Here is a 19,394-nt window from a genome sequence, read left to right as displayed (position 1 = left end):
CTCAGGCCCTTTCATGCTGATTGGCGGGGATGTCTGAATCCACCTGATCTGGGGCGGCGGAAAGCGGACGGGCCGGCCGGCCGCTGCTGTGGCGTTCGTCCTCCAGGGAATCCTCCTCCTCGACCTCAGGCCCCTTGCCGACGAGCTTCAGCATGTAGCGAACGCCTATCCCGAAAACGATGAAGTAGACCACGACGAAAGCAATGAGCGTGACGCTCATGGCGAGGGCGGAATGGTTGGAAACCGCGTCCTTGGTGCGCATGACGCCGTAGACGATCCAGGGCTGGCGGCCGATCTCGGTCGTGTACCAGCCGGCGAGAATAGCGACGAGCCCGGCCGGCCCCATCCAGGTTGCGAAATGCAGGAACGGCCGCGAGGCGTAAAGTTTCTGGCGCCAGCGCAACCAGGCCGCCCAGACGGCGAGCGTGAGCATCAGCAGGCCCAGGCCGACCATGATGCGGAAGCTCCAGAACACCACCGTGGAATTCGGTCTGTCTTCGGGGGCGAATTCCTTCAGCCCGGGAAACTGGCCGTTCCAGTCATGGGTGAGGATCAGGCTGCCGAGATGTGGGACCTTGAGGGCATAGAGTGTCTCCTCCGCCTCCATGTCGGGCCAGCCGAACAGCGTCAGGGGCACGGCCTCGCCCGGCTTGTTTTCCCAATGGCCCTCGAGCGCGGCGATCTTGGCGGGCTGGTGTTTAAGCGTGTTGAGGCCGTGCAGGTCGCCGATCAGGATCTGGACCGGCGCCGTGACGAGCAGCATCCACATCGCCATGGAGAGCATCGTGCGCACGCGCCGATTGTCGTTTCCGCGCAGCAGGTGCCACGCGCCGGAGGCGCCGACGAACAGCGCCGTGGCGAGGAAGGCGGCGACGGTCATGTGGGCGAGGCGATAGGGGAAGGACGGGTTCAGAATGACCTCGATCCAATTCACCGGCACGACGACGTTGTCGACGATCTCGAATCCCTGTGGGGTCTGCATCCAGCTGTTGGACGCCAGAATCCATGTGGCGGACAGGAGGGTTCCGAGCGCCACCATGATAGTCGAGAAGAAATGGAGCCCCGGTCCGACCCGGTTCCAGCCGAACAGCATGACCCCGAGAAAGCCGGCCTCCAGGAAGAAGGCCGTGAGAACCTCATAGGCGAGCAGAGGGCCGGTGATACTCCCGGCAAATGCGGAGTAGTAACTCCAGTTCGTGCCGAACTGGTACGCCATCACCAGGCCGGAAACGACCCCCATGGCGAAGTTCACGGCAAAGATCTTCGACCAGAAATGATAGAGGTCGCGATACACGGTATCGCGCTTCCAGAGCCACAGCCCCTCCAGCACGGCAAGATAGCTGGCGAGGCCGATGGTGATTGCAGGGAAGACGATATGGAAGGAAATGGTGAAGCCGAACTGTATGCGGGCCAGTTCCAGCGCTGTCAGGCCGAACATCAAGGACCTCTCTATCTGGTCGATCGCGTGGCGACCGAAGATTGCTCCGCCCGCTTCCGGTTTCCCGGCTGCGTTCCTCCCGCGGTATCGAAACTATAGTGCCCTCCACCAATGACTAGGAGAGCCGGGGGAAGCGGCGAGAAGCCGCAAGGGCGATCTTTCCTTTCTTTTCCGAGCGCCGACCGCGCGCGAAAGCTTGAAATTGCCCGCCTCCTCCTGGTTCCGGCGGCGTGTGCGACTTTCCGGCGCAACCCGAAGGCGGATTGATTTCGCTCGATGCGTGTGCCTCGCCTATCGCCAAGATGCATACAATTATCGGCCGCGTAGAAAATTGATAGGAATGTATGTTGATTATAGGGCGATTGTTCTTGCCTTGGGCGCGACCGGCTCCTATTTGTGAAGTCGATGAGCCCGGACGGGCCCAGGCCCGTTCATGGCCATGGAGACCGACATGAAGGACAGCAGATATTCGGCCGAAGGCTACACGCCTACCGACAACCCGATGAAAACCGGCATTCAAGGGCTATGCCCGCGTTGCCAGACCGGGCATCTTTTCTCCGGCTATCTCAAGCTGGCTGAGCGCTGCGAGGTCTGCGGGCTCGACTATTCCTTCGCGGATCCCGCGGACGGCCCTGCTTTCTTCGCCATGACCATCGCGGCCGTTCCGGCCCTGGCCTTCGGCGTCTGGATCCAGGTGACCTTCGATTCCCCGCTATGGGTGCATCTGTTCACGACCTTGCCTCTTACGGTCCTGAGTTGCATGGCGCTGCTCCGCCCGCTAAAGGGCTGGCTTGTCTCCTCGCAGTATTTCCACAAGGCCGAGGAGGGCGCGATCGACTTCGACTGGCATGAGAAGGCGAAGCACTCGGGTCACAAAACCTGATCGCTGAAGGGGTTTCCTGGGGAGAACGCCTGTCGTAAACGCAGCGTGGGCTGTGCTTTGCGATGGACGGATCATGACAGGGACCAAGCTGGACGAAGCGCATTGGACTGAAGTGGCCGAGCAATGGATCGCCTGGGCTCGCCTGCCGGACCATGATGCTTTCTGGGCATATCGCGACAATTTCACACGATTTGTCGGGTTCGGCAGTGGCCGCGTACTCGAAGTCGGATGCGGCGAAGGACGCATCAGCCGCGAGTTGAAGGCTCTCGGCTATCGGGTCACTGCGACCGACGCGGTGGCCGCCATGGTGGAGGCTGCACGGCAAGCCGACTCCGCCGAGGAATATCGCGTCGCCGGCGCCGGCGCGCTGCCCTTCGCCGACGCGCAGTTCGATCTGGTGATGGCTTACAACGTTCTGATGGATATCGAAGACGTGCCCGCGGCGCTTCGCGAGATGCGCCGTGTCATGAAAAGGGACGGCGTGCTGTTCATTTCTCTCGTCCATCCGTTCCGCGATCGCGGCCGCTTCGCGGGGCCGGAACCAGACGCCCCGTTCGTGGTCGAGGGCAGCTATTTCGGCCGCGAGCGTTTCGAAGGCGAGGAACGACACGGCGGGCTGACCATGCACTTTGCCGGCTGGTCCCAGCCGCTGGAAGACTACATGGCCGCGCTCGAGCAGGCAGGATTGGCCGTAGTGGCGCTGCGTGAACCGGTTCCCGACGATACGGCTGACGATCGCTTGCGCAGCTACCGCCGGATTCCCCTCTTCCTCTGGCTCAAGGCGCGTGCCCTGGGATAGTCGTGTTATCTTGCAGCGAGCCGGGCACGGTGCGCCTGGCTTCAGGCGCATCCACCTCGTTCCTGAGGAACGCGGCGACCGAAGGACGATAATGGCATATGTATGAGAGGAGATCCGACCGATGAAACCGAGGATCAGTGTGCTTACGATCGGGGTCGACGACCTCGAGGCGTCGCTTAGGTTCTACCGTGATGGGCTCGGCCTATCGACGGAAGGAATCATGGGCACTGAGTTCGAGCATGGTGCGGTCGCCTTCTTCGATCTCCAGCATGGAATGAAGCTCGCCATCTTCCCGCGGGAGAGCATTGCCAGGGATGCCGGGATCGACCAGTCCGCGCGCAGCCCTACCGAGTTTACGCTTGGCCACAACGTCGGCAGCGAGCAGGAGGTCGATGCCGCGATGGAGCAGGCGATCGCTGCCGGTGCCCGTCTGGTCAAGCCAGCTCAGAAAACGTTCTGGGGAGGTTATGCGGGCTATTTCCAGGACCCCGATGACCATTTGTGGGAGGTCGTCTTCAATCCTGCGTTTCTTCCACCGGAGTGACGGCATCGCCCCGCGGGACACCGTCATGCAGCGCGCGCGAGGCTATTTCGCGTCGTGGAAGATGATGCCCATGGTGTGGCGCATGCCTGAGCGGACCCGGCTTACGCCGTGCCGCAGGTTGACGCGATAGTGCCCTTTGGTGCCCTGGACCGGCCGGTTGTGGACGGCAAAGGCGACCGCGTCGCCCTGGCGCAGCGGGACGACTTCGGCACGGCTCTGCATTCTGGGGCGTTGTTCGGTCAGAACGAACTCGCCCCCAGTAAAATCCTTGCCGGGTTCGGAGAGCAGGATGGCCACCTGCAGTGGGAAGGCAAGATCGCCATAGAGATCCTGATGCAGGCAGTTGAAGTCGCCCGCAACATATTGAAGTAGAAGTGGAGTCGGGCGCGTCTGGCCTTGTTCGTGGCATTGCCGCAGGAAGGCGGCGTGCTCCAAGGGATAGCGCAGGTCCACGTCCATCTTCCTGTTCCACTCATTGGCCACCTCGGCCAGAGGTGGGTAGAGCGCGGTGCGCAGCTCCGCGAGCAGGCGGGGCAAGGGATATTTGAAATATCGGTATTCGCCCTTGCCGAAGCCGTGTCGAGCCATGTGGATATGGCTGCGGAAATGGCTTTCCTCCGAATAGAGGGCGGCGATTTCCCGGCATTCTTTGGGGGCAAGGAGATTTTCCATCACGGCGCAGCCGAAACTGTCGAGTTCGCCGGATAGTGTTGGCCAATCATAGAGGGCCATCCGCGCCGCGGCCGATTGGCTTGGGGCAGCGAGAGATGTGGTTTCGCGGGGAGCGTCCATCTTAGCCTCCATTTCGACCATGTCGGAATCTTCCTGCTACCGCCCGCGTCAATGCGGACAATGTCGTTTTATGGCACCGGTGAACCACGGGGCCACCCGCTTCTTGCCTGCCGGTCAGATAGAAAGCGCCGATTGCGAGCAGGGTTCCGGCGGAGCCATCAGCGAAGGATCGACCTCGGGAAAGCGACCTCGAGAATTTTTCTCGGCTGCCGAAGCGGTGCCGATTTGTGATCGCGAGGCGCGAAACTCGGCGAAAACTTGATCGAAAGTCGGAGGAAACTCGTTGAAATCGCGTCGAAAAACACAATTAAATCAAACGAAATTTGGAAAAGTTACCCCATAAGAGAAACAGAATCAGAATAAAAGAAAATAGTCTCTTATGTAGCGCTCTGTATCAGGTGAGAGGGGAAGGAAGTCTTGCGCGCCGCCATCCCCGCGGAAGAACAGGCTGCCAGGACAAAGCCGCCAAGCGCAAGCTCAACCATCTCTGCACGCGCGTCGGCTGGACGGTCACATGGCACGGCACGGCGTGGTCGACCGCAAGCTGGGCGCCGAGCCGATGCCCTGGCTCAAGATATATTGTTCGATCTGCTCCGCCGCTCACGCGTGCAGCAACCTATCGGCGGTTGATTATGGTGCCGGCGGGATCTACGCGCAGCTCGATTTCAGCGCCGTTCACATAGCCTTCCACTTCCCAGAAGCCACGATCGCTCCAGTCGATGTCATCGATGACTATTCCCGGATGCGCCTCTTCGACCTTGGCTATGAGTGTCGACAGCTTAGTGCCGGCTGGTGGCGCAGCCAGAGCAACGCTGGCAGTAGCGGCGATGATGATGGCGATCAAAAAACGCATGGTGTTTCCCTCGTATAGCAGCCCGCCACTATACCAATGGTAGAGACTTCGAAGCTGCCTCGATAGTGGCGGGTTGTAGCATTGTTGGCGGCAAACGTTCCGAACCGTTGAAATGGTCCAGTTAATGGTCTAATTTTCGGAGCCGCATCCAAATGGGCAGGCGCTTTGTCGTGCAGATATCGGTCACAGAAGCCAAAGGTCAGCTGACGGAATTGGTCCGCCGTGCTGAGGCAGGAGATGAGGTCATCCTGACTCGCCACGGCCATCCCGCTGTGCGGCTCGTGCCGGTGAAGACGATGCTCGACAGAAAGTCTCGCAAAGCCTTGCTCGAAGCGGTTCGCGCCGCCGCTGCCGAAAAGGCGACCGATGGCCCGAACGCCGCACGCAGCCAGGATTTTCTCTACGGTGAAGAGGGGCTGCCCGGATGATCGCGGTCGACACGTCCGCACTGATGGCGATCGTGCTGAATGAGCCTGAGGCCAACGCCTGTTCTGCAAATCTCGAGACGGAGGATCGTCTGCTTATCTCCGCCGGCACGGTGGCCGAGGCGTTGATTGTCGCGGCCCGCCGCAACGTCGGAGAGGAAATGGCGCAGCTGATCGAGGGGCTCGGCTTCGAGATCGTCAGCGTGACGCCTGCCTCCGCCCGGCGCATCTCTCAAGCCTATGAGCGGTGGGGGAAGGGAATTCATCCAGCTGCGCTGAACTTCGGGGATTGTTTCGCCTATGAAGTGGCAAGAGAGCACGCCTGCCCGCTGCTCTATGTGGGCGAGGATTTCTCGGGGACGGACATCGAGGCCGCTCTCGGCTAAAGTGGCTCGTTTGCTGGAGGATAAAAGCGCTCGAAGACCGGGCAGTTCGCTCTGTGCCCGCGCCAGCGCGCCCGAGACACCCGCGCCGCCGTTGGGGCCGGAGTGATCCAATAAAGCGGGGGGCTGCGCGCCAGCTACGCCTATCGGTTTCTAGAATCGCCGGTGACGGCATTTTCCTCGGATGAAGGCCCCCTGCCATTCGATTCCGATTTTTCCGGGTCCGCGATTATTTGAACGCTGGACTGGGTGCTGACCTTCGCGAAAACATCGCGGTCTATGCCAATGTCGACTATCAGATCGAATTTGATGGCTTGGGCGAGGCGATCGGCGGCGAGATCGGGTTGAGGGTCCGTTGGTGACCGGATGGCTCATTGATAGCCGAGGAAACGCTCGCGCTCGCTGCCGCCGCTTAAAAAGAATGGCTCCCCGGGCCGGATTCGAACCAGCGACCAACCGGTTAACAGCCGGTTGCTCTACCGCTGAGCTACCGGGGAACGATAGGGCTCGCGAAAACGTGGCCGGCCTATAGCAAACCATTTTCCCCTTTGCAAAGAACCAATCTTCAATTCGCGAGGTTTTTTTCAAAATGGTCCTCGCAATCGCCCGCAAGCACGATCATATGCGGACTTCCAGGAAAGCAGGCAGGCCGACAGCGGCCCATGAAGAGAGGCAGAGCACTGAAACACGATCATAGGCCACCGCGCGGGCCGAAGCTTTCCCTGCTCGGCCGCGATTATGAACTTCCGAGATCGCGTCCACTCCGCGTTGCGATCGGTATCGTGCTCGTATTCCTGGGGCTGCTGGGGTTCCTGCCGGTGCTCGGTTTTTGGATGATTCCCCTTGGCCTGCTCGTGCTTTCCTATGAATTCCACGTTGTCAGGCGCCTGCGCCGACGCACGGTCGTGCGTTGGGAGCGTCGCAAGGCGCGGAAGAAGAGACCCTGAGGCGGGAGCGATTCGGGCAACCAGGGCCGCCCGATGCCCCGACTCCTGCTGGCGGAAAGACTGCTTAGCCGCCACGTTCCAATTCGCCACCGCAATCGAGTGGGATCATTCCCCAAGGCGGCGCGTCGGGCGGCATGGTGTTTGAGGGGTCTAGCGAGGTTCGGGCCGAACGCTCGCGGCTGGATCTCCTCAATGGCAAGGGAGCCGCAGGTGACGAAAGATCTCTGCGAACGCGCGCTGGAATTTGCCACCAGGGCTCATGAATCCATAGATCAGCGGCGGAAGTACACGGGCGAACCCTACATCGTGCATCCTGTTGCCGTGGCGGAAATCGTCAGGACCGTTCCGCACACGCCGGAGATGATCGCCGCAGCCTATCTTCATGACGTTGTCGAGGATACGCCCATTACAATTGACCAGATCGAAGCAGAGTTCGGGCCGAAAGTGGCGGAACTCGTCGACTGGTTGACCGATGTGTCGAGACCGGAAGATGGAAACCGCCGTACCCGCAAGGCGATCGATCTCGAACACAGCGCAAAGGCACCTCCTGAGGCCAAGACCATCAAGCTCGCCGACCTGATCGACAACACGAAGGCAATCAAGCCTCACGATCCAGGCTTCTGGAGAGTTTACCGGCGGGAGAAGCAAGCGCTTCTTCGCGTACTCAGGGAAGGCGACCCCGCTCTTTGGAGGCGAGCGCAGCAAGACAGCGCGGAGGCCTGAGCGCTACGCATCGCCTGCACGCGATGCGACCTGGAGATAAGGGGGTAGACCATCTTGTGCCACCTAACCATCTATGCGGCCCCAGGTGGGGATTCGCGTCGGCCGACTCGGAGCAGAATCCAGCCTACGCCGACCATGATCGCGCCCCAGACCAAGAAGCCTATGTCCCAATAGATCCACTGGTGTCGGGGAACGGTTTCGTTCACGTGGTGAAGGCCGAGCAGCTGGTGGTTCACGAACCCTTCCACCAGATTGAAGATGCCGAAACCGATCAGGATCGATCCAGCTAATAGCTTTCCGGACCATCGTAGATGCGACCGATGGGCGGTCCGCCACAGCAGCAGCAGGCCAATGAACACGAAAACGTAGGTGCTGGCGTGAAAGAGCCCGTCCAGCAACGTGTTGAACTCCAGGTTCTCGACGCTATCGGCCGGGTAGCCGGCACTGGTGACCATGTGGTGCCATTGCAGGATCTGGTGAAACACAATCCCGTCGAAGAAGCCGCCGAGACCTAGGCCGAAGAAGACACCGGCCGCGACGGGAAATTTTCTGTCCGGGTCAGCCATGTTCTCTCCTCTCCGTCGAACCGACGCCCGTGCCAACTGTTCCGACACAGAGGCGCAATCTGAGGGTCGATCGGTTATTCGGTCGTGCAGGTGAGCCGCCCGTCGTCGAGACATAGCAGCCAGCCGCTGGGCCATAGCCGGGCTGGCCGACACTGACTTCACATCTGGTCGTTGTAGGGCCTTTTCAATTGCCCGACCATTTCAGCGAGTTCCGAAAACGGCGGTATATCAGCCTCCGGCTGACAACGGTTTGCCAACTGCAATAATCTGATCGGGAAATTGACTGCGTCGCGATTGGCCGGCGACAAATCTTCCGAGCGTTCCTCACCGGTCCCGCTCGCCTCGGCTTTCCGTAAGGCGATCTCTATCTCTTGAGCCGACAGAACTCCCTTCCGGACGAGGGCGTGATTGATCGACGCAATGGCCATCAGTAGGCCCTCGAGTTGTAGGTTGGCGACATTCATTGCTCTTGCTCCCATTGCGTAAGAGCCAAACGCGCGAACCTCTGAACTGATCCGGAACCATGATGCCCGGGCGCATGAGATCAAGCGGCCATCTCGGAAAGCTTAGCGGGCGCTTCGGCGGAACCACTCCACAATACCCGTCATGTTTTTTTCGAATCCGCCCGGGATGAAAACGTTGAAGAGACCGGCGGGCGCGGTGGTGCGATTCTCGAAGTCGTGGGTTGTTGATGCGGGAATCAACAGAAACGAACCCGCCGGGGATTCGTGCCAAGTCTCTCCGATCAGGATGCTTGGCTGGCCTTCGATGACAAAAAACAGTTCGTCATTCTCCTCATGAGAATGTGCGCCCGGCCCTTTGGAGTTTGGCTCCAGCCACCACTCCGAGGCGCAGTAACGATCAGCGGTTTCGATCCCGTCCGCTTTGAAGACGGCTGTCATCGTGCCGCAATCGTAAATCCGCCCCTGCTTGAGAGAAAGAACAATCGGCTTGCGTTGAAGCATCCTAGCCTCCTTGTCACTCGACTGGTGGGTAACGCGCTGGCGGCCATATTGCTTGAACGTTTGTTACCAAGCCCGGCATGCATTTCAGGCGCGGGGCATGGAACGCCGAGCGCCGTCGGGAGCAGGGTGCGCGAGGCCAGCGTCCATCGAGGACGAATAAGACGGCGGCCTGGTATGTTACTCGGCGCCCTTTTGGGAGAGCTCGATTTCCTCGTCGACTTCACGCTTGAGTTTTTGACGCGGAGTCTCGCGAAGCGATTCTTTCGCATGCTTGATCTGGTCGTCCGTAGCCTCCACAGGTCGGGAAGTGTCGTCAGGCAGCCCCGGGCCGGTCTGCGCAATCGTGTCGTCCTTCGGCCGATCGTTCGATCCGGTCGTAATCTTCGGTCTTGCAGTCATCGCACTGTCCTCCTTGCAACAGGAAAGGCGCGCCGGCGCAAAAGTTCCGATCGTCCATCGGACGGCCGGGAACAGGCGCTCAGTCGCCATTGAGGAAAACGTTTAGAATGAGCGGTGCCGACTTGACGCCAAATTTCGCGCAACCTATTGAAGCCGCGTAGAACGCCGGGAGCGGCGAGGCCTCGTGGCGGAGTGGTTACGCAGAGGACTGCAAATCCTTGCACCCCGGTTCGATTCCGGGCGAGGCCTCCAATCCCAGCAACAAATGACGATCAAGGTGTTCTACCCGGATTGATACGCACGGTTGCGCGTAGAAAAAGCTGGGCGACAGGAATGAACGCCGATTTTTCCCAACACCGCGCGAAAATGGTCGATGGTCAGTTGCGCACAACCGACGTGACGAACCAACCCTTGCTCGCGGCCATGGGTTCGGTACCGCGCGAGGCTTTCGTCGACGCCAGACGCCGGGCCCTGGCCTACATCGACGAGGATATTGAGATCGCTCCGGCCAGCGCCGATGGCGGCGCCCGCTACCTCATGGAACCGTCGCCTTTTGCCAAGCTGCTCCAACTTGCCGACGTAAGGCAGGGAGACGTCGTGCTCGATGTCGGCTGCGGCACGGGCTATTCCTCGGCGGTCCTGTCGCTGGTTGCCGGATCGGTGATCGCGCTGGAGAGCGAATCGGGGCTCGCTGAGCGGGCCGGTTCGTTGCTCGGGTCGCTCGGCTACGACAATGTCGCGGTCGTGCAGGGGGCGCTCCGGGAGGGTTACCCGGACGAGGCGCCCTATGACGTGATCGTGATCGAGGGCGCTGTCGGCGAAATCCCCGAGGCGCTGTTTGACCAATTGAAGGAAGGCGGCAGGTTGGTCGCCGTCGAGGGTATCGGCAATGCCGGGGTCGCCAAGCTGTATGTCAGGGACAGCGGTATCGTGACTGGCCGAAGGGGCTTTAATGCGGCAGTAAAGCCACTACCGGGATTCGAAAAGGCCCCGGTGTTCGAATTTTAAGCGCGATTCTCTTGCGATCCGCGCATATCCATGGTGCGTTGCAATTTCGACGGTGTCTGCTGATTCAGGGCCAGGGGGAGGGCCGGAATCGGAATGGCCGGAAGAGTTACAGTCGGCTGAGTTTGACGGTGGGCCGGCGCAGCCGCTCCACCAATTGGATAGGGGTATATCGTGAGGGTATTGCGCAAAAGTTTATTTGCCGCCGCAATTCTGGCTACGACGGCGCTTTCGCCGGCGTTCGGCGAGACCCTGTCCGGCGCCCTGGCCAAGGCTTACAAGCTTAATTCGACGCTCAACTCGACCCGTGCCGGCCTGCGCGCCACGGACGAGAGCGTAGCGATCGCCAAGTCCGGCTATCGTCCGAGAATCGCGGCCACCGCTTCAGGCAGCTACACATCGACCAGCGGCGTCACGTCTCCACAAAGGATAACCGTTGGCACCTACGGCATCGAGCTCCAACAAACCCTGTTCGATGGCTTCCAGACCAGGAACAACGTCCGCGCCGCGGAATCGCAGGTGCGCGCTTCGAGAGAGAGTTTGCGAAATACCGAGCAAACGGTGCTGATCGACGCTGCGACGGCGTATATGGACGTCATTCGCGACCGACAGATCGTGAGGCTACGCCAGAGCAATCTCGAGTTCCTGGAAGAGCAGGTGCGAGCGGCAAGGTCACGCTTCGATGTCGGCGAGGGCACACGTACCGACGTTGCCCAGGCCGAGGCCGACCGCTCGCTGGCCGTGTCGCAATTGTCCTCCGCCCGCGCCCAGGCACTTACGAGCGAGGCGATCTACCGCCGCGTCATAGGCGAGGCGCCTGGTCAACTCACGCCTCCCGGCCCGGCAAAGAATCTGCCGAAATCCCTGGATCAGGCTTTTACCCTGGCCGAGACGCAGCATCCGGCCATCCTCGCTTCTGAGCACTTGGTTGACGCAATCGCTTTCCAGGTGAAATCGACTGAAGGACAGTTGCTGCCGCAGTTGAGCGCCTCGGTCGGTGTTTCCCGCACCAATCGGAACATCTCGCCAGACGTGGGCGCACTCGAATCGCTGTCAGGCGGCGGTTCGGGTCAAAGCGATTCGGCGAATATCGGAGCGACGCTGACGGTGCCGCTCTATCAGGGTGGGCGCGTCGCGGCACAGGTCCGTCAGACTAAGGAGCAGCTTGGAGAGGCGCGCATCCAGGTGGACGTGGCGCGTGACCAGGTCCGTTCGAATGTCGCCTCGGCGTGGAGCCAGTTCGTCGCTGCGCAGGAGGCAACGGTTGCCAATCGGGCCGTGGTTTCTGCTTCCCGCCTAGCCCTCAACGGCGTGATCGAGGAACGCAACGTCGGTCAGCGCACGACGCTCGACGTGCTCAATGCCCAGGCCGACGTGATCGGCGCCCAGATCAACCTGGCATCCACCGAGCGTGACGTCGTAGTGGCAAGCTACGCGATCCTGGGCACGGTCGGTCGTCTTTCGGCCGGCAAGGTCGGCTTGGCGGTCGAGGAATACGAGCCGAAAGAGCACTACAACGCCGTCAAGGACAAGTGGTTTGGGCTGAGGACCCCCGACGGCCGCTGACGCCAAAATCAATTTGCTGTGTGAAAGCGCGCGGCCTCCCTGCCGGGGGATTCTATCGAAGGCCGTGCTCCGCTACCCTAATGTTTGATTCGGAACCACTTTCCGGCAAACGCTATGAGCGGCAATCAGGTCACAAGGGCGGCGGATGTGACGATGGCACAGGCAAGCAGCGCGCAGCGCGAACCTTCGATGGAAGAGATCCTCGCATCCATCCGTCGGATCATTGAGGATAGCGATCAGGTTGGGCGGAAGCCCGGCGATGGTTTGCAGCGGCTCGACCACCCAGGCGAGCGCAGCGAAGGCGCAGTCATCGAGGTCGATGCCTTCAGGGCAGAGTTGCGCGGCAGAGCGGAGCGCGATCCCGCATTACGGCTTGCCGAGAGCGCGCTGGCCGACGCCGCGGCCACGTTGGGCGAGGTTAAAGAGCAAATGGCAGGGGAAGCTAAGCCTGACGACGAGCCCTTCGGCGCTCTGTCGTCGAGCGAGCGCACCGAGAAAGCCTTCAGCACTCGGCAAGCGGCTGCCAGTGAGCTCAACGTCGAGCCGGTGGCAGGCGAGGCCATGCAACAGGCCCCAGACGCTCCTGTCGAAGGAGGCGAGCCTGCGGCCGCGCCGGCTGAGCCGCGTTCGCTCCAGGCCTCGCGGCCTGCTATCATCTCCGAACAGCCAGGGCGGCAGGTCGCGGCTGCGTTCAGCGAGCTTTCCGAAGCTTTCGCCGCGAGCCGGCGTAAAAGCTTCGACGAGATGGCCGAAGAAATGCTGCGGCCAATGCTGCAGGACTGGCTGGACAACAACCTGCCGACCCTGGTCGAGCGTCTCGTTCGCGAAGAGATCGAGCGCGTCGCGCGCGGAGGGTAAGCCGGATCGCTTCGACGAATCCACGCCCTACGACACCTCTCTGTCCTGCCGGACAGAGGGGGGTCGTAGGGCGCAGCCTATCAACTATAAGGATGCGGTTATTCGCGTACAGGCCCTCCGACTGCGAGGCGTGATCGACGCGCCTTGTTGACTCGCGCCGACCCATCCGGTTTACAGCCAGTCGACAATTTCCCCCAGTTGCGGAAAACCCCCATGCTTGACAAGACCTACGATGCCAAAGCGATCGAACCGCGGATCGCTCGGACCTGGGAAGCGACAGGCGCGTTCAGGGCTGGCGCAGGTGCCGAACCAGGCGCCGAATCCTTCAGCATCGTCATTCCGCCTCCCAATGTCACTGGCTCGCTGCACATGGGCCACGCGCTGAACAACACGCTGCAGGACATCATGGTCCGGTTCGAGCGCATGCGCGGCAAGAATGTCCTCTGGCAGCCGGGCATGGATCACGCCGGTATTGCGACGCAGATGGTGGTCGAGCGCCGCCTCATGGAGCGGCAAGTCCATCGCCGGGATATCGGTCGCGACGAATTCGTCCAGAAAGTGTGGGAGTGGAAGGCCGAATCCGGCGGCATGATCTCCAACCAGTTGCGGCGCCTCGGCGCCTCCGCAGACTGGTCGCGGGAACGCTTCACGATGGACGAAGGCCTGTCGAAAGCGGTCGTCGAGGTCTTCGTCACCCTCTACAAGCAGGGATTGATCTACAAGGACAAGCGCCTTGTGAACTGGGATCCCAAGCTGCTGACAGCCATCTCTGATCTCGAGGTCGAGCAGCAGGAACTCAACGGGAACCTCTGGCACTTCCGTTATCCGCTCGAAGGCGCAACCTTCGACCCGGAAAACCCGACCACCTTCATCACCGTCGCAACGACGCGGCCCGAGACCATGCTTGGGGACACAGGCGTTGCGGTGCATCCCGAGGACGAGCGGTACCTTCATCTGATCGGCCGCAACCTCATACTGCCGCTGGTGGGACGACGGATCCCCGTCGTCGCCGACGAGTATTCCGACCCGGAGAAGGGAACCGGCGCCGTCAAGATCACGCCTGCGCATGATTTCAACGACTTCGAGGTTGGCAAGCGACACCGCCTGCCGGCCATTAACATCCTGACCACAGAGGCCGCCATAACCCTTAGGGAAAACGAGGACTTCCTGGCGGGACTTAAGGTCGACTCGCAACTTGAGGAAACCCTTGCCGCCCTGCATGGGCTCGATCGCTTTGCTGCCCGCAAGAAGATCGTGGAGATGATGGAAGCCGGCGGCTACCTTGCCAAGGTCGAGCCGCACCGCCATGCCGTTCCGCATGGCGACCGGAGCGGCGTGCCGATCGAGCCGTTCCTCACCGACCAGTGGTATGTCAACGCCGCCGAGCTCGCCAAGCCCGCGATTGCTTCGGTGCGCGAGGGACGCACCAAATTCGTTCCCAAGAACTGGGAGAAGACCTACTTCGAATGGATGAAAAACATCCAGCCGTGGTGTGTCTCGCGTCAGCTGTGGTGGGGACACCAGATCCCGGCGTGGTATGGGCCGGACGGCCATGTCTTCGTCGAGAAGACGGAAGAGGAGGCCCTCGACGCCGCGGTCGAATATTACCTTGCTCTCGACGGACCGTGGAAAGCATGGGTCGAGGACCAGCTCGAGAATTTCGAACCCGGCAACATCCTGACGCGCGACGAGGACGTGCTGGACACTTGGTTCTCCTCGGCGCTTTGGCCGTTCTCCACGCTCGGCTGGCCGGACGAGGCGCCTGAGCTGAAGACCTATTATCCGACCAGCGTGCTGGTCACCGGCTTCGATATCATCTTCTTCTGGGTCGCCCGCATGATGATGATGGGCCTGCACTTCCTGGAGCAGGAGCCGTTCGACACGGTCTACGTGCACGCCCTGGTGCGGGACAAGAACGGCGCCAAGATGTCGAAGTCGAAGGGCAACGTCATCGATCCGCTCGAATTGATCGACGAATACGGGGCGGATGCGCTTCGTTTCACCTTGGCGATCATGGCGGCCCAGGGCAGGGACGTGAAGCTCGATCCGGCTCGGGTCGCCGGCTATCGCAATTTCGGTACCAAGCTGTGGAATGCTACGCGCTTCGCGCAGATGAACGGCGTCGCCCGCAACGACGACTTCCCGCTGATCGACGCCAGGCTCACGATCAATCGCTGGATACTGACCGAGCTGACGCGCGCATCGAAGGAGATCACAGAAGGCATCACCTCCTATCGCTTCAACGAGGCGGCGGGGGCTGCATATCGCTTCGTATGGAATCTCTTCTGCGACTGGTATCTGGAGCTGCTGAAGCCGGTGTTCTCGGGAGAGGACGAGGCGGCCAGGGCCGAAAGCCAGGCGGTCGCGGCCTTCGTGCTGGATGAAATCTACAAGCTGCTCCATCCCTTCATGCCGTTCATGACGGAGGAGCTGTGGGCGCGCACGGCCGGCGAAGGCGGGGAGCGCTCCTCCCTCCTTTGCCACGCTGCCTGGCCGGCGCCGCGCTTCGAGGACGCCGAAGCCGCATCGGAGATTAACTGGCTCGTCGATCTGGTTTCAGGCATCCGCTCCGTCCGCGCCGAGATGAATGTTCCCCCGGCGGCGACTGCGCCCCTGGTCATGGTGGACGCGAATGCCGTGACCCGGGACCGACTTGAACGGCACGTCTCGGCGATCCAGCGGCTGGCCCGCATTGGCGAGATCAGCCATGCCGGGGAGGCGCCGAAAGGCTCGGCGCAAATCGTCGTCGGCGAGGCTACGGCCTGCCTCCCGCTCGGCAGCCTGATCGATCTCGCCGCCGAAGCTACCCGGTTGAAGAAGGAACTCGACAAGGTTTCAGGTGAGATCGGCAGAATCGAGAAAAAGCTCTCCAATCCTCAGTTCGTCGCGAAGGCGGCCGAAGAGGTGGTAGCGGCCGAGCGTGACAAGCTCGCCGAATTCCAGGAGGCCGCACTGAAGCTGAAGACGGCTCTTTCCCGGGTCGAAGAGGCCGGCTGACGCTTCCGCTTGCGATTTCGCACTTCCAGAATTTGTGCCGGGCGGTGTCCGCGGTCCGAACACCTGCGCGCGGGGTCTCCGCAAACCTGAAGGTCGGACGGTAGCCGCCTCCGGATGGACGGTGGCCCTCGGCAGCCGTGTGCGTACACATGGCCTCATGAAAATGCTGCGAAGACAAAGGTATAGGCGCCTTCCTGCATCCAACTGTCGAGATGAACGAAACGCTCCGGGCATCGGGCCGAGATTTCCTGGGCTTCCGCGACCGCGGGCGGGGTAAGTCAAATCTCGGCAGACCGCCTGGGATATCGCCCGGCGTGCTCAGTGACGATTCGGCAACACTCTCTCAAGAAGCTTCGCGTTATGGAGAGCGCGGAAGAGTTTGCCTACTTCCCGCCATAAACCCGGCGCACCCCGAAAGATGTCTTCGAGCGGGCACCTGAGGGGGCGCACCCGACGAAGAAGCCGCGTCCCGCGGCAGGGAAGAAGATGGACACTAAAGCTATCTCAAAGGCCAGGTTGCCGAGCCGACACGTGACCGAGGGTCCGGCCCGCGCTCCGCATCGCTCGTATCTTTATGCGATGGGCCTTTCCACACAGGAGATCGCCCAGCCGCTCGTCGGGGTCGCGAGTTGCTGGAACGAAGCGGCGCCCTGCAATATCTCGCTGATGCGGCAGGCGCAGGTAGTCAAGAAGGGGGTAGCCGCCGCCAACGGGACGCCGCGCGAATTCTGCACCATCACCGTTACCGACGGAATCGCGATGGGCCATCAGGGCATGAAGTCGTCGCTCGTGTCGCGAGACGTGATCGCCGATTCGGTCGAGCTCACCATGCGCGGCCATTGCTATGACGGCTTGGTCGGCCTCGCCGGTTGCGACAAGTCGCTGCCCGGCATGATGATGGCCATGGTCCGCCTCAACGTGCCGTCGATCTTCATCTATGGCGGCTCGATCCTTCCCGGCACATATCGCGGCCGGCAGATCACGGTGCAGGACGTGTTCGAAGCCGTTGGACAGCATTCGGTCGGCGCGATCAGCGACGACGACCTCCTTGAGATCGAGCAGGCGGCCTGCCCGTCCGCGGGGTCGTGCGGCGCCCAGTTCACCGCCAACACCATGGCCACGGTGGCCGAGGCTATCGGTCTCGCCTTGCCATACTCCTGTGGCGCGCCTGCGCCGTATGAGATGCGCGATCGCTTCAATTTCGCCAGCGGCGAGAAGGTCATGGAGCTGATCGCCAGGAACATCCGTCCGCGCGACATCGTCACCCGCCAGGCGCTCGAGAACGCGGCGGCCGTCGTTTCCGCGACGGGCGGCTCGACCAATGCGGCGCTGCATCTGCCCGCGATCGCCCACGAGGCCGGCATCAAGTTCGACCTTTTCGACGTGGCATCCATTTTCGAAAAGACGCCGTACATCGCGGACCTGAAGCCCGGCGGCAGGTATGTGGCCAAGGACATGTTCGAGGCGGGGGGCATTCCGCTCCTGATGAAGACGCTTCTGGAGCATGGCTATCTCCATGGCGATTGCCTCACGGTGACCGGCCGCACTTTGGCCGAAAACATGGACCATGTTTCCTGGAACGAGCATCAGGACGTGGTGCGTCCGGCGAATTTGCCGATAACCACGACTGGCGGAGTGGTCGGCCTCAAGGGCAATCTGGCCCCCGAAGGTGCGATCGTGAAGGTTGCGGGTATGTCGGTGCTTCAATTCAAGGGACCGGCGCGCTGTTTCGACAGCGAAGAAGAGTGTTTCGAAGCGGTCACGAACCGCGATTACCGGGAAGGCGAGGTTCTCGTCATCCGCTACGAAGGTCCGCGTGGCGGACCCGGCATGCGTGAGATGCTGGCGACGACCGCCGCTCTCTACGGACAAGGCATGGGAAACAAGGTGGCCTTGATTACCGATGGGCGGTTCTCGGGGGCAACGCGCGGCTTCTGCATCGGCCATGTCGGGCCGGAGGCGGCCGGCGGCGGCCCGATCGGATTGCTGAAGGACGGCGACGTCATCGCCATCGACGCCGTCAACGGAACGTTGAACGTCGAACTGACGGATGCCGAGCTGGCGGCACGGGCAAAGAAATGGAAACCGCGAGCGACGGACTACCAGTCGGGCGCTCTCTGGAAATACGCACAAACGGTCGGGCCGGCCCGCGATGGGGCCGTCACCCATCCGGGCGGCGCCAAAGAAACACACTGCTATGCGGATATCTGAAGTCGTACGTGTTGCCGCGTTTTCCACTGCGCTCGCTGCTTCGGTCGGCGGGACGGGAAGGGCATTGGCTTTCGATGATAAGGTCTTCGATGACAAGACCGGCGTGAAGGAGCAATCCAGCCCGTGGGACGTGTTCCGTTTCGGTTTTTCCGCCTACAAGAGCGGCCATAAGGAACAAGCCGTCGAAGCTTACAAATATGCGGCCGAGAAGGGGCAGCTTGGCGCAACCTGGAAGCTTGCCCGCATGTATGCCGAAGGGGACGGTGTCGCGCGCAACGACTACGAAGCTTTCAAGTTCTTCTCCGAGATCGCGCAGCAGGATGTCGAGCCTGGCAGCCCTGAAGAAAGTTATGTCTCGGACGCGCTTGTCGCCCTTGGCGCATATCTGAAGAAGGGAATTCCCGGCAGCCCGGTCGCCGCCGATCCCGTCACGGCGCAGGAGTATTACATGCGCGCCGCCGCCAATTATCGGAATCCGACCGCCCAGTTCGAAATGGGCAAGATGTTCCTCAGGGGCGAGGGTGGTGTGAAGGCCAGCGTCAGGCAGGCCGGCCGGTGGCTTCAGCTCGCCGCCGAGAAAGGCCATGCTGGCGCGCAGGCCACGCTCGGTCATCTGCTTTTCCAGAGCGGCAAGATGGTGCGGGGCCTCGCCATGATGACGGCTGCGCTCGAGCGGGCCGATTCGGCGGACCGGGTTTGGATCCGCAACATGCAGGAGGAGGCTTTCGCCGTCGCACCGGAAGCTGATCGGCGCACCGCTATCGCTTTGGCGGAAGACATTCTGAGCCAGGGAGACCGCGGCCTGGGCGACGGAGGCGGGAACGGCGTTGCCGCCAGCGGCGGCGGCCGCTAGGGGCGGTCACGCCTCGCGTTGCAACTCCCGCCGCAAGCTGCCTCGCCTAATGTCATGGGCGTTGATTTTTGACCGGTCGCGAGTAGCCCCTCACTGTCCTGCCGGACATCTCTCCCCGCTTTACGGCTACGACATTCACACATCTCACGGATCGTCGGCGGTCTCTGGAACACCCCTTGTATGAGGT

At 61.6% G+C, this 19,394-nt stretch carries 21 protein-coding genes and 2 tRNA genes; 15 read left to right on the top strand and 8 right to left on the bottom strand.

The window, feature by feature from the left end; genetic code table 11:
- Position 1 precedes the first annotated feature (1 nt).
- Positions 2 to 1,438: a cytochrome ubiquinol oxidase subunit I gene (locus ACCO56_RS09160; RefSeq protein WP_433639905.1), complete on the bottom strand. Its 1,437-nt coding sequence runs from the start codon at positions 1,436 to 1,438 to the stop codon at positions 2 to 4.
- Between the two features lie 451 nt (positions 1,439 to 1,889).
- Between ACCO56_RS09160 and ACCO56_RS09155 the strand changes: the two genes are divergently transcribed.
- The 3 genes from ACCO56_RS09155 to ACCO56_RS09145 all read left to right on the top strand — a co-directional run bounded on the left by ACCO56_RS09155 (position 1,890) and on the right by ACCO56_RS09145 (position 3,664).
- The gene (locus tag ACCO56_RS09155) at positions 1,890 to 2,321 is read left to right on the top strand and encodes a DUF983 domain-containing protein (protein ID WP_433639903.1); all 432 of its coding nucleotides are present in this window, start codon (positions 1,890 to 1,892) and stop codon (positions 2,319 to 2,321) included.
- A 73-nt stretch (positions 2,322 to 2,394) separates the two neighbouring features.
- Positions 2,395 to 3,120 (top strand): class I SAM-dependent methyltransferase, encoded by a 726-nt coding sequence (locus ACCO56_RS09150; RefSeq protein ID WP_433639901.1) that lies wholly within the window; start codon positions 2,395 to 2,397, stop codon positions 3,118 to 3,120.
- A gap of 121 nt (positions 3,121 to 3,241) precedes the next feature.
- Entirely contained in the window at positions 3,242 to 3,664 is a 423-nt protein-coding gene (locus tag ACCO56_RS09145) for a VOC family protein (protein WP_433639899.1), read from the top strand.
- Between the two features lie 42 nt (positions 3,665 to 3,706).
- Here the strand turns inward: ACCO56_RS09145 and ACCO56_RS09140 are convergent, their stop codons facing one another.
- Positions 3,707 to 4,456 carry a 2OG-Fe(II) oxygenase gene (locus ACCO56_RS09140; protein WP_433639898.1) on the bottom strand — a complete coding sequence of 250 codons (750 nt, stop codon included), beginning with the start codon at positions 4,454 to 4,456 and terminating at the stop codon, positions 3,707 to 3,709.
- Positions 4,457 to 5,072: 616 nt separating this feature from the next.
- Positions 5,073 to 5,309 (bottom strand): PepSY domain-containing protein, encoded by a 237-nt coding sequence (locus ACCO56_RS09135; RefSeq protein WP_433639895.1) that lies wholly within the window; start codon positions 5,307 to 5,309, stop codon positions 5,073 to 5,075.
- 170 nt (positions 5,310 to 5,479) lie between these two features.
- On the opposite strand from ACCO56_RS09135, the gene ACCO56_RS09130 reads away from it, so the two are divergent.
- The 3 genes from ACCO56_RS09130 (at position 5,480) to ACCO56_RS09120 (ending at position 6,479) form a co-directional block, all read left to right on the top strand.
- Entirely contained in the window at positions 5,480 to 5,737 is a 258-nt protein-coding gene (locus tag ACCO56_RS09130) for a type II toxin-antitoxin system Phd/YefM family antitoxin (protein ID WP_433639892.1), read from the top strand.
- Positions 5,734 to 6,120, top strand: coding sequence for a type II toxin-antitoxin system VapC family toxin (locus ACCO56_RS09125; RefSeq protein WP_433639890.1), 387 nt, complete (start codon positions 5,734 to 5,736; stop codon positions 6,118 to 6,120). Before ACCO56_RS09130 ends, ACCO56_RS09125 begins: the two co-directional genes overlap by 4 nt.
- 230 nt (positions 6,121 to 6,350) lie before the next feature.
- A complete protein-coding gene (locus ACCO56_RS09120) occupies positions 6,351 to 6,479 on the top strand; it encodes an autotransporter outer membrane beta-barrel domain-containing protein (protein WP_433639889.1) in 129 nt (42 codons plus the stop codon).
- A 60-nt stretch (positions 6,480 to 6,539) separates the two neighbouring features.
- Here the strand turns inward: ACCO56_RS09120 and ACCO56_RS09115 are convergent.
- Positions 6,540 to 6,614 (bottom strand) — tRNA-Asn (locus ACCO56_RS09115).
- A gap of 165 nt (positions 6,615 to 6,779) precedes the next feature.
- On the opposite strand from ACCO56_RS09115, the gene ACCO56_RS09110 reads away from it, so the two are divergent.
- Complete coding sequence (locus ACCO56_RS09110; protein WP_433639886.1) at positions 6,780 to 7,064, top strand: PGPGW domain-containing protein; 285 nt, start codon at positions 6,780 to 6,782, stop codon at positions 7,062 to 7,064.
- 210 nt (positions 7,065 to 7,274) lie between these two features.
- Positions 7,275 to 7,787, top strand: a complete 513-nt coding sequence (locus ACCO56_RS09105) for an HD domain-containing protein (RefSeq protein ID WP_433639884.1) — start codon at positions 7,275 to 7,277, stop codon at positions 7,785 to 7,787.
- 71 nt (positions 7,788 to 7,858) lie between these two features.
- On the opposite strand, the gene ACCO56_RS09100 is transcribed toward ACCO56_RS09105, so the two are convergent.
- The 4 genes from ACCO56_RS09100 to ACCO56_RS09085 form a co-directional block, all read right to left on the bottom strand.
- On the bottom strand, positions 7,859 to 8,353 hold the full coding sequence (locus tag ACCO56_RS09100) for a DUF2243 domain-containing protein (RefSeq protein ID WP_433639883.1): 495 nt from the start codon (positions 8,351 to 8,353) through the stop codon (positions 7,859 to 7,861).
- 158 nt (positions 8,354 to 8,511) lie between these two features.
- Positions 8,512 to 8,817, bottom strand: coding sequence for a hypothetical protein (locus tag ACCO56_RS09095; protein WP_433639881.1), 306 nt, complete (start codon positions 8,815 to 8,817; stop codon positions 8,512 to 8,514).
- Between the two features lie 102 nt (positions 8,818 to 8,919).
- The gene (locus tag ACCO56_RS09090) at positions 8,920 to 9,318 is read right to left on the bottom strand and encodes a cupin domain-containing protein (protein ID WP_433639878.1); all 399 of its coding nucleotides are present in this window, start codon (positions 9,316 to 9,318) and stop codon (positions 8,920 to 8,922) included.
- Between the two features lie 177 nt (positions 9,319 to 9,495).
- A complete protein-coding gene (locus ACCO56_RS09085; RefSeq protein ID WP_433639877.1) occupies positions 9,496 to 9,717 on the bottom strand; it encodes a hypothetical protein in 222 nt (73 codons plus the stop codon).
- A 178-nt stretch (positions 9,718 to 9,895) separates the two neighbouring features.
- Here ACCO56_RS09085 and ACCO56_RS09080 point away from each other — a divergent pair.
- From ACCO56_RS09080 to ACCO56_RS09050, 7 genes are all read left to right on the top strand, one after another.
- Positions 9,896 to 9,969: transfer RNA gene (locus tag ACCO56_RS09080), tRNA-Cys, on the top strand.
- 81 nt (positions 9,970 to 10,050) lie between these two features.
- A complete protein-coding gene (locus tag ACCO56_RS09075; protein WP_433639874.1) occupies positions 10,051 to 10,725 on the top strand; it encodes a protein-L-isoaspartate O-methyltransferase family protein in 675 nt (224 codons plus the stop codon).
- A 171-nt stretch (positions 10,726 to 10,896) separates the two neighbouring features.
- Complete coding sequence (locus ACCO56_RS09070; protein WP_433639872.1) at positions 10,897 to 12,288, top strand: TolC family outer membrane protein; 1,392 nt, start codon at positions 10,897 to 10,899, stop codon at positions 12,286 to 12,288.
- A 153-nt stretch (positions 12,289 to 12,441) separates the two neighbouring features.
- Positions 12,442 to 13,146 (top strand): PopZ family protein, encoded by a 705-nt coding sequence (locus ACCO56_RS09065; RefSeq protein ID WP_433639870.1) that lies wholly within the window; start codon positions 12,442 to 12,444, stop codon positions 13,144 to 13,146.
- A gap of 213 nt (positions 13,147 to 13,359) precedes the next feature.
- Positions 13,360 to 16,143, top strand: coding sequence for a valine--tRNA ligase (locus ACCO56_RS09060; protein ID WP_433639867.1), 2,784 nt, complete (start codon positions 13,360 to 13,362; stop codon positions 16,141 to 16,143).
- A 486-nt stretch (positions 16,144 to 16,629) separates the two neighbouring features.
- Positions 16,630 to 18,354: a dihydroxy-acid dehydratase gene (gene ilvD, locus ACCO56_RS09055; RefSeq protein WP_433639865.1), complete on the top strand. Its 1,725-nt coding sequence runs from the start codon at positions 16,630 to 16,632 to the stop codon at positions 18,352 to 18,354.
- Positions 18,341 to 19,207 (top strand): tetratricopeptide repeat protein, encoded by an 867-nt coding sequence (locus tag ACCO56_RS09050; RefSeq protein WP_433639863.1) that lies wholly within the window; start codon positions 18,341 to 18,343, stop codon positions 19,205 to 19,207. The genes ilvD and ACCO56_RS09050 overlap by 14 nt, the downstream gene beginning before the upstream one ends.
- Positions 19,208 to 19,394: the final 187 nt, after the last annotated feature.

This window comes from Mesorhizobium sp. 1B3 (genome assembly GCF_050958605.1).
Lineage (GTDB): Bacteria > Pseudomonadota > Alphaproteobacteria > Rhizobiales > Rhizobiaceae.
Note: the sequence above shows the minus strand (reverse complement) of the source record. Positions and strands in the feature narration are given on the sequence as shown.

What these genes read in the sequence shown, in the direction of transcription:
- ACCO56_RS09145 (WP_433639899.1), top strand. Translation starts at nt 3,242, where the DNA reads ATGAAACCGAGGATCAGTGTGCTTACGATCGGGGTCGACGACCTCGAG.
- ACCO56_RS09075 (WP_433639874.1), top strand. Translation starts at nt 10,051, where the DNA reads ATGAACGCCGATTTTTCCCAACACCGCGCGAAAATGGTCGATGGTCAG.
- ACCO56_RS09100 (WP_433639883.1), bottom strand. Translation starts at nt 8,353, where the DNA reads ATGGCTGACCCGGACAGAAAATTTCCCGTCGCGGCCGGTGTCTTCTTC.
- ACCO56_RS09050 (WP_433639863.1), top strand. Translation starts at nt 18,341, where the DNA reads ATGCGGATATCTGAAGTCGTACGTGTTGCCGCGTTTTCCACTGCGCTC.
- ACCO56_RS09150 (WP_433639901.1), top strand. Translation starts at nt 2,395, where the DNA reads ATGACAGGGACCAAGCTGGACGAAGCGCATTGGACTGAAGTGGCCGAG.
- ACCO56_RS09135 (WP_433639895.1), bottom strand. Translation starts at nt 5,309, where the DNA reads ATGCGTTTTTTGATCGCCATCATCATCGCCGCTACTGCCAGCGTTGCT.
- ACCO56_RS09155 (WP_433639903.1), top strand. Translation starts at nt 1,890, where the DNA reads ATGAAGGACAGCAGATATTCGGCCGAAGGCTACACGCCTACCGACAAC.
- ilvD (WP_433639865.1), top strand. Translation starts at nt 16,630, where the DNA reads ATGGACACTAAAGCTATCTCAAAGGCCAGGTTGCCGAGCCGACACGTG.
- ACCO56_RS09060 (WP_433639867.1), top strand. Translation starts at nt 13,360, where the DNA reads ATGCTTGACAAGACCTACGATGCCAAAGCGATCGAACCGCGGATCGCT.
- ACCO56_RS09085 (WP_433639877.1), bottom strand. Translation starts at nt 9,717, where the DNA reads ATGACTGCAAGACCGAAGATTACGACCGGATCGAACGATCGGCCGAAG.
- ACCO56_RS09095 (WP_433639881.1), bottom strand. Translation starts at nt 8,817, where the DNA reads ATGAATGTCGCCAACCTACAACTCGAGGGCCTACTGATGGCCATTGCG.
- ACCO56_RS09110 (WP_433639886.1), top strand. Translation starts at nt 6,780, where the DNA reads ATGAAGAGAGGCAGAGCACTGAAACACGATCATAGGCCACCGCGCGGG.
- ACCO56_RS09125 (WP_433639890.1), top strand. Translation starts at nt 5,734, where the DNA reads ATGATCGCGGTCGACACGTCCGCACTGATGGCGATCGTGCTGAATGAG.
- ACCO56_RS09090 (WP_433639878.1), bottom strand. Translation starts at nt 9,318, where the DNA reads ATGCTTCAACGCAAGCCGATTGTTCTTTCTCTCAAGCAGGGGCGGATT.
- ACCO56_RS09065 (WP_433639870.1), top strand. Translation starts at nt 12,442, where the DNA reads ATGGCACAGGCAAGCAGCGCGCAGCGCGAACCTTCGATGGAAGAGATC.
- ACCO56_RS09140 (WP_433639898.1), bottom strand. Translation starts at nt 4,456, where the DNA reads ATGGACGCTCCCCGCGAAACCACATCTCTCGCTGCCCCAAGCCAATCG.
- ACCO56_RS09160 (WP_433639905.1), bottom strand. Translation starts at nt 1,438, where the DNA reads ATGTTCGGCCTGACAGCGCTGGAACTGGCCCGCATACAGTTCGGCTTC.